Below are 10,366 nucleotides of genomic sequence, written 5' to 3' on the forward strand. Positions count from 1 at the left end.
CCCTGATAAATCAACACCACAACCACCCACCGGGGGGGGGGGCCCCCCCCCCCCCCCGCCCCCCCCACCCGGGGTGGCCGGCCCTTCTTCCCCTTCAAGCGCTCTGGACCCACACATGACCATCCGCTTCCGCACAGCCGCGTTCGCGGCCGCCGCGGCGACCGGCGCCCTGCTGCTGACCGCCTGCTCGACCACCGACACCGCGCCCGCGCAGGGCAAGGTCGGCGCGACGAGCGATGCCGACCCGGGAACCGGGCACCTGCACGGTCTCGGCCTGGACCCGGCCGATGGCGCCCTCTACGCCGCCGGGCACCTCGGCGTCTTCCGCCTCACCCCGCCGGCGCCGTACGGATCACCGACCGCCACCAGGACACGATGGGCTTCACCGTCACCGGCCCGCGCACCTTCCTCACCAGCGGCCACCCCTCACCCACCGACCCCGCCGCGACCTCACCGCATCTGGGCCTGATCCGCAGCACCGACGCCGGCCAGACCTGGACCACCGTCTCCGCCGCAGGCGAAGCCGACTTCCACTCACTCCAGCAGGCCGGCCCCATCCTCTACGGCCTCGACAGCCAGACCTCGCAGGTCTGGGCCAGCACAGACGCCGACGCCACGTGGGAACGGCGCGCGAAAATCCCGGCCGGTGACCTCGCCGCCCACGCCGGGACGCCTCAGGAGGTGTGGGCGACCAGCCGCGACGGGCTGCTGCACAGCACCGACGGCGGCGCCACCTTCCAGCCGGTTCCCGGCGCACCGGCCCTGGCCGCCGTGAAGCAGCCAGCCCCCGGCCGGCTGCTCGCCCTCACCGCGGACGGCAAGATCCTCACCGGTGGCAACGGGGCCTCCTGGAACGAACGCGGCCGCTTCCCTGGCGGAGTACAGGGCGCCGTACTGACCGCGGCCGGCCCCGACCACCTCCTGGCCGCCGACAGCAACGACGCTGTCCACGAGTCCAAGAACGGCGGCCGCACCTGGACCACCGTGCACCAGGGAGGCCACACGAACACCGGACACTGACCCGCCCGCGCGGACCGCCGCCCGGCCGATGCGCGGCGGTTCAGGAGCGGACCATGCGGGCGATCGCCTGGGACGCTTCGGCGATCTTGCCCTGGGCCTGGTCGCCGCCCTGCGCGATGGCGTCGGCCACGCAGGACTGGAGGTGGTCGTCCATCATCGTCAGGGCGAAGGACTGCAACGCCTTGGTGGTGGCGCCGACCTGGGTGAGGACGTCGATGCAGTAGGTGTCCTCCTCGACCAGGCGCTGCAGACCCCGCACCTGGCCCTCGATGCGGCGCAGTCGCTTGAGGACATCGTCCTTGTTGGCGGTGTAGCCGTGAAGGCGGCGGCCGGCCGGGCGGGGAAGTTGCTGGACGCCGTCGTGCTGCCCCGCGGACGTGCCCGCGCCGCTGGCTGCTGAGTGGCGATGGTGCGCGAGTCTCAACTGCCCCGGTCACTGCGACTTCCGCTCCTCCGTCCCTGACTGGCGGGGACCTGAGCCTTTGCGCGGCTTCGGAAGGCGGCCGGCATCGAGGAGAGCGGTGAGCCGGCCCGAGGCGAGGGCCAGGCGCCCGTCGCCGCTGCGTGGCTGGGGACGGACTGCCGGGTTCGTCGCGCCGGCGAAGTGGGAGAAGGCTCTCACGCCGTCTTGTCCGCAGCCTGCTCGGGCATGTCGTAGGCGTCGGCGATGAGTTGGGCGGAGCGGGTCAGCGCGTCGAGGGAGTGGGCTTGGGGGGCGAGGATGATCTCGTCGGCCGCGGTGGCTGCCTGGACGCGGTTGATGCCGTCGGTGACGTGGTCGGCGGTGCCGTGGACGATGCGGGACATCCAGGCGTCCACGGCCTCGCGTTCGGCGCTGGTGGCGGCGGTGTAGAGGGCGACGGCTTCCTTGGGGGTGGGGATGAGGAAGGGGCGGCCGGTGAACATGCGGAGCATGGCGTGGGAGAAGGCGTGCGCCTGGTTTCGGGCCTCGCTGTCGTCGTCGGCGGCGAGGACGCCGACGCCGATCATGACGTACGGCTTGGCGAGGACGGCGGAGGGGCGGAACCGCTCGCGGTACAGCTCGACGGCGGGGACGGCGTTCTCGGGGGCGAGGTGGGCAGCGAAGGCCAGAGGCAGTCCGAGGGCGGCGGCGAGCTGGGCGGAGTAGTCGGAGGAACCCAGCAGCCACACGTCAGGGCGGCGGGCTCGCTGCGGGGCGTGGTTGTGGCGGTCCTGGGCGGGGCCGGGGACGGCGTGGACGCGGTCGCTGTAGGGGCCGTGGGCGCCGTAGAGATGGCCGCCGGGGAAGTCGTCGTCGAGGAAGTGCAAGAGTTCGGTGACCTGCTGGGGGAAGTCGTCGCCGCTCTGTCCGCGGCGCAGGGCGGCGGTGGTGGCGCGGTCGGTGCCGGGGGCGCGGCCGAGGCCGAGGTCGACGCGGCCGGGTGCGAGGGCCTGGAGCATGCCGAGCTGTTCGGCGACGACGAGCGGCGGGTGGTTGGGGAGCATGACGCCGCCGGAGCCGAGCCGGATGTGGTGGGTGTGGGCGCTGATCCGGGCGAGGAGCAGGGCCGGGTGGGAGGTGGACACGCCAGGCATGGAGTGGTGTTCGGCCACCCAGTAGCGGGCGAAACCGCGCCGGTCGGCGAGGCGGGCGAGGTCGATGGAGGTGTTGAGTGCGTCGGTGGCGGTGTAGCCGGCGCCGGTCGGCGCGGTGTCGAGGAGGGACAGCGGGGCGGGTGCGGTCCCGTAGCGGGTGGCTTTGGTGGTGCCGGAGGTGACGGGCCCGGGGTGGCGGTGCACCCCCGGGCCGGGGTGCACCCGCGGGCGCGCCGTCGGCTGTGCCGGGGCGCGGTCCGCAGGGTCCGGTGTCGTTATGCGGTGGGGCCGGCCGTGAGCTGGTCCATGATGTCGGCCCGGTTGTAGTGGGCCCGCTTCTCGATGATCTTCCCGTCCTTGAACGTGAACAGGTTGAACATGGAGAAGCGCATGTGGGCTCCGCGCGGGGGGATGCCGTAGAAGTCGCCGCCCTGGGTGCCTTCGACCACGACGTAGGCGCCGACCTTGTTGCCTTCGGCGATGGTGTCGATGACCGTCAGCCGGATGCCGGGGAAGGCGTCGACGTGCTTCTTCTCCGCGTCGATGAACCCCGCGGCGCCCGGCCGGGGGCTGTCGATCTGGGGGTAGAAGACGAAGTCTGGGTGGAACATGCCGGCGAGCGTGTCGTAGTCCCCCTTCTCCAGTGCCTGGTAGAAGCGGCGCACGAGCTGCGTGGGGGTCTCGGTGGACATGTGGCTGGCCTTTTCTGTCGTGACGGACGGCGGCGCCGTGGGAGGCCGCGGAGGTGGTGGCACGGCGGTCGGGGCCGGCGCGTTTCGGGCCCCGACCGGTGTGGGGTCGTGGTTCGTGGACGGAGGTCTGCGCTCAGGCGACCTGGAGCCAGTCCTGGTCCAGGCGGTCGGTCAGGCCGCCGGCGGCGAAGGCGGCCTCGAGCTCGTAGCGGCCCTCGGTGAAGTGGGCCCAGCTGTCGTGGTGGACGGGGACGACGCGGCGGGCATCGAGGATCCGGGCGGCCTCGGCGGCCTGGGCGCTGTCCAGGACGACCGGTCGGCCGTCGAAGAGCATGGGGAAGCGGGGTGCTCCGGCGAACAGGAGGGCGGTGTCCACCGGGCCGAAGCGCTCGGCGATCTCCCTGACCGCATCGAGCGAGGCGTTGTCGCCGCTGACGTAGACGGTCGGCAGGCCCTCCCCGGTCAGGACGAAGCCGACGACCTGGCCGGCGAAGGGCTCGACCTCCTCACGCGCGCCGGGGCCGTGGATGGCCGGCACGCCGGTGACGGTGCCGCCGCCCGGCCGCTCCAGCTCGATGGACTCCCAGTCGGCCAGCCCCCTGGCCTTCGCCCCGAGGCGCTCGCCGCCAGCGGGGGTGGTGAGGGTGAGAGGGACGTCCGCGAGCAGGGCGCGGCCGGAGATGTCGAGGTTGTCGGCGTGCTCGTCGTGGGAGAGCAGGACCACGTCGACGGAGCCGACCTCGGCGGGCGTCGTGGTGGAGGGGGCGGTCTTCGTCAGGACCGGGCCGGGCGAGGCGTAGTCGCCAGGGCCGTCGAAGGTCGGGTCGGTCAGAAAGCGCAGGCCGCCGTACTCGAACAGAGCGGTCGGACCGCCGAAGACGCGGACCGGGAACTGCTGGACGTCGTGCTGGGACATGCCATCTCCTCGTTCCTCACGCAAACTATGCGCGTTTTCCGTGATGCCACGGTAAACAGACCTCACGGAAAAGTGCAAGAGCTACCATGAGAGGTATGGATGAGACCCTGGCCACCGACCTCGCGAAGACCGCCCTGCCCCCGGCCCCGGGCGCCGACTGGTACCGGTCTTTGGACTTCGCCGACACCACGGCGACCCTGCCTGCGGGGCAGGGCTACGATCTGCTCGCCGTGCCCGAGTCGGCCATGCGCTGGCTCGCCGCGCACGACCTGACCGCCCCGGACGTGCAGCTGTACGAGGTGTGCGCACAGCGGATGCGCACCCTGCGCGGACACGTCCGGGCCCTGCTCGCCGCCCGCATCGAGGGCGCGGCCCCGCCCGAGGAATCCCTGCACGCGGTGAACGAGGCCCTCACCGCCGTACCCACCGCTCCCCTGATCGCCTGGGACGGCGCCCAGGGGCTGCGCCGCGTCCAGGCCCACCCCACCGACCAGGCCGTCAACCACGCACTCGCGACCCTCGCCGCCGACGCAGCCGACCTCCTCACCGGCCCGGACGCCGGCCTCCTCGCGGCCTGCGGTTCCGCCCCCTGTGACCGGTTCCTCCTGCGCACGCACGGCCGGCGCCACTGGTGCTCCACACGCTGCGGCGACCGCGCCCGCGCCGCCCGCGCCTACGCCCGACGCAGCGGCGCCGCCGACTGAGCCCACAACCTCACGGGAAATAATCAAGTTTCCCGTGATGTTTGTCCGGGTGGTTCCGGCATCCCGCCGGACGAGCACGGAGAGGACACCCCGCCATGACGAGCCTGTTTCCCCCGATCGAGCCGTACGCGAGCGGCCTGCTCGACGTCGGCGACGGCAACCTCGTCCACTGGGAGACCTCCGGCCACCCCGGCGGCAAGCCCGCCCTCGTCGTCCACGACGGCCCCGGAGCCGGCACCCGCCCCGAACAGCGCCGCCTGTTCGACCCTGACCGCTGCCGGATCGTCCTGCTCGACCAGCGCGGCAGCGGACGCTCCGCCCCCAGTGCCGCCGACCCCGCCACAGCGATGCGGCACAACAAGACCTGGACGCTCGTCGACGACATCGAGCGTCTGCGCGAGCATCTCGGCATCGAGCAGTGGCTGCTGTACGCGGAGGGCTGGGGCTCCACCCTCGCGCTCGCCTACGCCGAGGCACACCCCGAGCGCGTCACCGAGATCGTGCTCTCCCGCGTCACCACGTCCCGGCGCGCCGAGACCGACTGGACCTACCGCGGCCTGAACCGCTTCTTCCCCGGCCAGTGGCAGGAGTTTCTCGCCGCCGCCGACGCCGGACCGTACGACGACGTCGTCCGCGCCTACGAACGCCTCACCCAGGACGAGGACCCCGCCGTCCGGGAACGCGCGGTCCGCGCCTGGAGCCGCTGGCACGACACCGTCCGCACCGCGGGCGGCACCCACCCGGGCCTCGCCGCACTCGGCGAGCGGCCCCTCGACGAGCAGACCGCGGTAGCCCGCACCTCCGCCCGCTACCACGCCAACGGCGCCTGGACCGGCGAGGGCGCTCTCATCCGCGACGCCGCCAAGCTCGCCGGAATCCCCGGGGTCCTCATCCACGGCCGGCTCGACCTCGCCCACCCGTCCGTCACCGCGTGGGAACTCGCGCAGGAATGGCCCAGCGCCGAACTGAGGATCGTCGACGGACCCGGTGACCCGGCAAGCGACGCATCTCTCGCCCTGGCCGCCGAGTCCATCTCACGCTTCGCCACGGCGAGCGCGACAGACCACGCCACCCCAAGGCCCTGATACGCCGGCCCTCCGGCACGCGTCTGCCGCCGCTGGAGTCCTGAAGCGGCCGTGGCGGAGGGAGGCGGATCCCAGGCCAGGCAGCGATTCGGCGGCCTTCGGCTGGTGAGCTGGAGGCCGCTGTTCAGCATCTGCTGGAGGCGACTGGACTGCACGGCTCCCTGCCTCTCCACGACAGCCTCGCCCACGCCGTCGCCCAGCCTGCACCGACGGTGACTGTGGTCAGAGGCCGATGTCGGTCAGCCACGGCAAGATCACCGAGGTGTGACTGTTCTCCGCCGACCCGGCCGCCGAGGACGCGTTCTGGGGCAACTGAGACCCAGCGCGTGCCCCGAGACCGCCCCGGCCTCGGGGCACAGGACGTCGCGCCCTGGCACAGCCCTCCACCAGCGTGAAAGGGAACGCATGCGGAAGATGACCGACGAGCAGTGGCGGGCGTTCGTCACGCACGGCACCCGTACCGGCAAACTCCACCGTCCGGGCTGACGGCAACCCACACGTCGCCCCGGTCTGGTTCCTCCCCGACGGCGACGACATCGTGCTCACCACCGAGAAGGACTGACCAGAAGCAAGGGCTAATGAGGGTGTGAGTAGTCGAAGTACAGGAAATCCCGGTGAGATTGATCATGGTCCGGGAGAGGCGGTGCTGACCCGGTTCTCGTACTCGCGGCGGGCCTTGCGCTGAGCCGGGACCGCAGGGATGCCCTGAGCGCCGTCGAGCGGCTGGCAGCGGGCGAGGAGCTGGTGGTGCACGGCGGGGATGGCGCTGACGCGCAGGGTGTAGCCCTGGCCGCGCCGTACGGTCACCCCCTGGTCGAGCGCGACCCGCTCGGCGGGCTCCAGCTCGGTGGTGCGCAGGAAGTCGGCGACCTTGCCGGGCATGTCGAGGGTGACCGGCAGCTCAGAGGCGGCGGCCTCCTCGGTGGCGGTGTGATCGGGCAAGAGGTCGGCGACGGCGGTGCGGATCGCGCTGCGGCTGACGCCGTGGTCTCGGGCGAGCGCGGCGATGGAGCGGCCTTCCAGGTACGCGGTGCGGACGTCGCCGGTCTTCGCGGCCGCCACGGCGGGCGGCGTCCGCCCTTGCTGCCCTTGGCCTCGGCGGCGCGCAGTCCGTCGACGCCGACCGGCGGGCCCTGTCCCCGCTGTTCTGGACGCACGTGAACCCCTACGGCCGGTTCGAGCTGGACATGAGCAGCCGCCTTCAGCTGGACCTGACCACGGCAGTCGCGACCGTGCCCGGCCCACGCAGCCGCAGGACGAGGGGGTATCGGCCGGGACGTGACGCCGCGGTGCGGTTCTAGACGCGGGCGGCCGGAGCGTTCTGCTCCAGGCGGGCACCCAGGGTGGCGGCGAAGTCCTCGGCGCGGGCCAGCTGGACGCGCAGCTTCTCCACCTGCTCGGCGGCAGCCTGCCGGTAGGTCCGCACCCGCTCCAGCAGCGCCTCGCGCTCGCCGGCGTCGAGGCCGGTGTCGCCGTCGAGGCGGTCGGTGGCGTCCAGGAGGTCGCGCATCTGCTCCAGGGTGAAGCCGAGCGGCTTCATGCGGCGGATCACCATGAGCCGGGCGACGTCGGTCTCGGTGTAGAGGCGGAAGCCGCCCTGGGAGCGGGCGGAGGGGATGATCAGGCCGGTCTCTTCGTAGTGCCGGATGGTGCGCAGGGACAGCTCCGCCCGTGTGGCGACCTCGCCGATCTGCATGTGCTTGTCGTCCACGCCCGTTTCCCTGGCCCTTCTCTTTGTGGCGGGTCGCGTCCCGTGCGAACCTCACCGATCTCTACTCTAACGTTAGGGTAGAGTTGATGAAGGTGAGGGCGGCCCGGCTGCCCCGCTGCTGCCGTTCCGGGGCCGATGGCGCCCCCGGCGAAGATCCGATTCTTGCAGGAGAGAGCGTGCGCGAGCCCATGACGCCGATCGCCGCCGCCTGCCCGCCGTGACCCATCGCCCTCGGACCTGACCTGCCCGGCCGGGCACCGCCCAGGCCCCCGGCTCGCGTCCTTCACGACTTCCCGGCCCACTTCGGGCCGCCCCGCGGGATGCCGGTCGGTCTCCCGCGCCTCCTCCTGCACGCCCCGGCCCGGCCCGCGGTGTGCCCGAGCACGACAGGTACGCATCTCCTTGTCTTCTGCTGCTGTGACCCCCGCCGCGCGGCTGCGCGGCCTCAAGCCCGACTGGCTGAACAACCCCAAGGTCTGGCGCACCGAGGTCCTGGCCGGCCTGGTCGTCGCCCTCGCGCTGATCCCCGAGGCGATCTCCTTCTCGATCATCGCCGGGGTCGACCCCGCGGTCGGCCTGTTCGCCTCGTTCACCATGGCCGTGGTCATCTCGATCGTCGGCGGCCGTCGGGCGATGATCTCCGCCGCCACCGGCGCCATCGCCCTGGTGATCGCCCCGCTGAACCACGAGTACGGTCTGGGCTACCTGATCGCCGCCGTCATCCTCGCCGGTGTCATCCAGGTGGTCCTGGGCGCGCTCGGGGTGGCGAAGCTGATGCGGTTCGTGCCGCGCTCGGTGATGGTCGGCTTCGTCAACGCGCTCGCGATCCTGATCTTCATGGCTCAGGTGCCCGAGATGCACGACGTGCCGTGGGCGGTGTACCCGCTGATCATCGGCGGGCTCGCGCTGATGGTGTTCTTCCCGAAGGTCACCAAGGTGATCCCGGCCCCGCTGGTGGCGATCGTCATCCTGACCGTCATCACGGTCGCGGCCGGGATCACGGTGCCAACCGTCGGCGACAAGGGCGCCCTGCCCTCCTCGCTGCCGGTGCCGGGCCTGCCGGACGTGCCGTTCACCATGGACACACTGACGACGATCGCCCCGTACGCGTTCGCGATGGCGCTGGTCGGGTTGATGGAGTCGCTGATGACGGCCAAGCTGGTCGACGACATCACCGACACCCACTCCTCCAAGACCCGCGAGTCCATCGGCCAGGGCATCGCCAACATCGTCACCGGCTTCTTCGGCGGCATGGGCGGCTGCGCGATGATCGGCCAGACGATGATCAACGTGAAGGTGTCCGGAGCCCGCACCCGCGTCTCCACGTTCCTGGCGGGCGGGTTCCTGATGGTGCTGTGCATCGCCTTCGGCCCCGTCGTCTCCGACATCCCCATGGCCGCCCTGGTCGCCGTCATGGTGATGGTCTCCTTCGCGACGTTCGACTGGCACTCCATCGCGCCCAAGACCCTCAAGCGGATGCCGGCCGGTGAGATCGCCGTCATGGCCATCACCGTGATCTGCGTGGTCGCGACCGACAACCTCGCCATCGGTGTCGTGGTCGGCTCCGTCACCGCGATGGTCATCTTCGCCAAGCGCGTCGCCCACCTCGCCCGCGTGCACAGCGTCCTCGACCCCGACGGCACCACGGTCGTCTACCGCGTCAGCGGCGAGCTGTTCTTCGCCTCCTCCAACGACCTCGTCGGACAGTTCCACTACGCCACCGACCCCGACCGGGTCGTCATCGACCTGTCCGACGCCCACGTCTGGGACGCCTCCTCCGTCGCCGCCCTGGACGCGATCGAGACCAAGTACGCCCAGCGCGGCAAGACCGTCGAGATCACCGGACTGAACGACCTGAGCGCCGACCTCCACGGCAAGCTCACCGGCGAACTCGCCGGCAGCCACTGACCCCCGGCACCACACGCCAACAGCACAGGACCCCGGCCCCACCGGCCGGGGTCCTGTCGTCTCTGCCCGGGGCCCTACTCCGGCGAAGGGCCCCGGTAGGTGCCGAAGGTCCACAGGTTGCCCTCCGGGTCCTGCACCGTGCACACGTACGCCGCCACGCCCGACCCGAACCGCGTCTCATGCGGCGCTTCGAGGACCTCACCGCCGGCGTCGACCACCCGCCGGTGCACCGCGTCCACCTCGTCGCTCACCACGTAGACCGCACTGGTGCCCGCCCGCATCCGCCCGTGCACGCTGTCCGTGTGCCGGGTCGAACCGAACACCAGCGCACCACCGCCAGGCCAGCGAAGCTCCGCGTGCCCGATCCCGCCGTGCTCATCCGGCGCAGCGACCACCTGCTCGAACCCCAGCACGTCGACCAGGAAGCGCAGCGCCGCCTTCGTGTCGTCATAGTGCAGGACCGGCCAGACGGAGGACGGGGAGGCATCAGGCGACATACCGATCATCGTAGGCAGACAGGCACCACACCCCAAGAGCCCACGGCCGCCAGCGACGCCTGGACTCTCACAAACGTTCCTTTGCGCGAGCAAGATCAGAAACGGGCTGCCAGACCTCCGCCGGACCCGGATTCGTTCGCAGAACCCGTTCTCACTCAAAAGCGAAACGGGCCCCCTTCTGAGTGGATGTTTTCTCCACTGAGGTCCTGTTTGGGGTCATCTGGCAGCGACCCGAGATGCGGCGTTTTTGCCAACCATCCTGATATCTCGTCGGGT

General features: G+C 71.5%; 12 protein-coding genes and 1 pseudogene. 6 read left to right on the forward strand and 7 right to left on the reverse strand.

From position 1 onward, the window contains the following. Positions 1 to 115: 115 nt before the first annotated feature. Positions 116 to 469 (forward strand): hypothetical protein, encoded by a 354-nt coding sequence (locus ACWD0Y_RS34655; RefSeq protein ID WP_450264238.1) that lies wholly within the window; start codon positions 116 to 118, stop codon positions 467 to 469. Continuing rightward, complete coding sequence (locus ACWD0Y_RS34660; RefSeq protein ID WP_450264239.1) at positions 376 to 1,020, forward strand: hypothetical protein; 645 nt, start codon at positions 376 to 378, stop codon at positions 1,018 to 1,020. Before ACWD0Y_RS34655 ends, ACWD0Y_RS34660 begins: the two co-directional genes overlap by 94 nt. Before the next feature lie 40 nt (positions 1,021 to 1,060). Here ACWD0Y_RS34660 and ACWD0Y_RS34665 read toward each other — a convergent pair whose 3' ends face one another. From ACWD0Y_RS34665 to ACWD0Y_RS34680, 4 genes are all read right to left on the reverse strand, one after another. After that, positions 1,061 to 1,444, reverse strand: a complete 384-nt coding sequence (locus tag ACWD0Y_RS34665; RefSeq protein WP_450264240.1) for a metal-sensitive transcriptional regulator — start codon at positions 1,442 to 1,444, stop codon at positions 1,061 to 1,063. Between the two features lie 194 nt (positions 1,445 to 1,638). Continuing rightward, the gene (locus ACWD0Y_RS34670) at positions 1,639 to 2,781 is read right to left on the reverse strand and encodes an LLM class flavin-dependent oxidoreductase (protein WP_450264241.1); all 1,143 of its coding nucleotides are present in this window, start codon (positions 2,779 to 2,781) and stop codon (positions 1,639 to 1,641) included. A gap of 71 nt (positions 2,782 to 2,852) precedes the next feature. Further along, positions 2,853 to 3,269, reverse strand: a complete 417-nt coding sequence (locus ACWD0Y_RS34675; protein ID WP_450264242.1) for an ester cyclase — start codon at positions 3,267 to 3,269, stop codon at positions 2,853 to 2,855. A gap of 133 nt (positions 3,270 to 3,402) precedes the next feature. After that, complete coding sequence (locus tag ACWD0Y_RS34680) at positions 3,403 to 4,185, reverse strand: MBL fold metallo-hydrolase (RefSeq protein ID WP_450264243.1); 783 nt, start codon at positions 4,183 to 4,185, stop codon at positions 3,403 to 3,405. 95 nt (positions 4,186 to 4,280) lie between these two features. Here ACWD0Y_RS34680 and ACWD0Y_RS34685 point away from each other — a divergent pair, with 95 nt between their 5' ends. The 3 genes and pseudogenes from ACWD0Y_RS34685 to ACWD0Y_RS34695 form a co-directional block, all read left to right on the forward strand. Then, complete coding sequence (locus ACWD0Y_RS34685; protein ID WP_450264244.1) at positions 4,281 to 4,889, forward strand: ABATE domain-containing protein; 609 nt, start codon at positions 4,281 to 4,283, stop codon at positions 4,887 to 4,889. A 95-nt stretch (positions 4,890 to 4,984) separates the two neighbouring features. Beyond that, entirely contained in the window at positions 4,985 to 5,974 is a 990-nt protein-coding gene (gene pip / locus ACWD0Y_RS34690) for a prolyl aminopeptidase (protein WP_450264245.1), read from the forward strand. A 405-nt stretch (positions 5,975 to 6,379) separates the two neighbouring features. Then, positions 6,380 to 6,533, forward strand: a pseudogene (locus ACWD0Y_RS34695) (pyridoxamine 5'-phosphate oxidase family protein); the annotation flags it as partial. Positions 6,534 to 6,598: 65 nt separating this feature from the next. Here the strand turns inward: ACWD0Y_RS34695 and ACWD0Y_RS34700 are convergent. Next, positions 6,599 to 7,036 carry a resolvase gene (locus ACWD0Y_RS34700; protein ID WP_450264246.1) on the reverse strand — a complete coding sequence of 146 codons (438 nt, stop codon included), beginning with the start codon at positions 7,034 to 7,036 and terminating at the stop codon, positions 6,599 to 6,601. A gap of 235 nt (positions 7,037 to 7,271) precedes the next feature. Further along, positions 7,272 to 7,685, reverse strand: a complete 414-nt coding sequence (locus tag ACWD0Y_RS34705; protein ID WP_450264247.1) for a MerR family transcriptional regulator — start codon at positions 7,683 to 7,685, stop codon at positions 7,272 to 7,274. Positions 7,686 to 8,087: 402 nt separating this feature from the next. On the opposite strand from ACWD0Y_RS34705, the gene ACWD0Y_RS34710 reads away from it, so the two are divergent. Beyond that, entirely contained in the window at positions 8,088 to 9,593 is a 1,506-nt protein-coding gene (locus ACWD0Y_RS34710; RefSeq protein WP_450264248.1) for a SulP family inorganic anion transporter, read from the forward strand. Positions 9,594 to 9,667: 74 nt separating this feature from the next. On the opposite strand, the gene ACWD0Y_RS34715 is transcribed toward ACWD0Y_RS34710, so the two are convergent. Continuing rightward, a complete protein-coding gene (locus ACWD0Y_RS34715; protein ID WP_450264249.1) occupies positions 9,668 to 10,090 on the reverse strand; it encodes a VOC family protein in 423 nt (140 codons plus the stop codon). Positions 10,091 to 10,366: the final 276 nt, after the last annotated feature.

It is taken from the genome of Streptomyces altiplanensis, assembly GCF_053591575.1.

Bases quoted from the DNA above. Each gene is read 5' to 3' on its own strand.
- ACWD0Y_RS34655 (WP_450264238.1), top strand. From the start codon at position 116: ATGACCATCCGCTTCCGCACAGCCGCGTTCGCGGCCGCCGCGGCGACC.
- ACWD0Y_RS34660 (WP_450264239.1), top strand. From the start codon at position 376: ATGGGCTTCACCGTCACCGGCCCGCGCACCTTCCTCACCAGCGGCCAC.
- ACWD0Y_RS34675 (WP_450264242.1), bottom strand. From the start codon at position 3,269: ATGTCCACCGAGACCCCCACGCAGCTCGTGCGCCGCTTCTACCAGGCA.
- ACWD0Y_RS34680 (WP_450264243.1), bottom strand. From the start codon at position 4,185: ATGTCCCAGCACGACGTCCAGCAGTTCCCGGTCCGCGTCTTCGGCGGT.
- ACWD0Y_RS34685 (WP_450264244.1), top strand. From the start codon at position 4,281: ATGGATGAGACCCTGGCCACCGACCTCGCGAAGACCGCCCTGCCCCCG.
- pip (WP_450264245.1), top strand. From the start codon at position 4,985: ATGACGAGCCTGTTTCCCCCGATCGAGCCGTACGCGAGCGGCCTGCTC.
- ACWD0Y_RS34715 (WP_450264249.1), bottom strand. From the start codon at position 10,090: ATGTCGCCTGATGCCTCCCCGTCCTCCGTCTGGCCGGTCCTGCACTAT.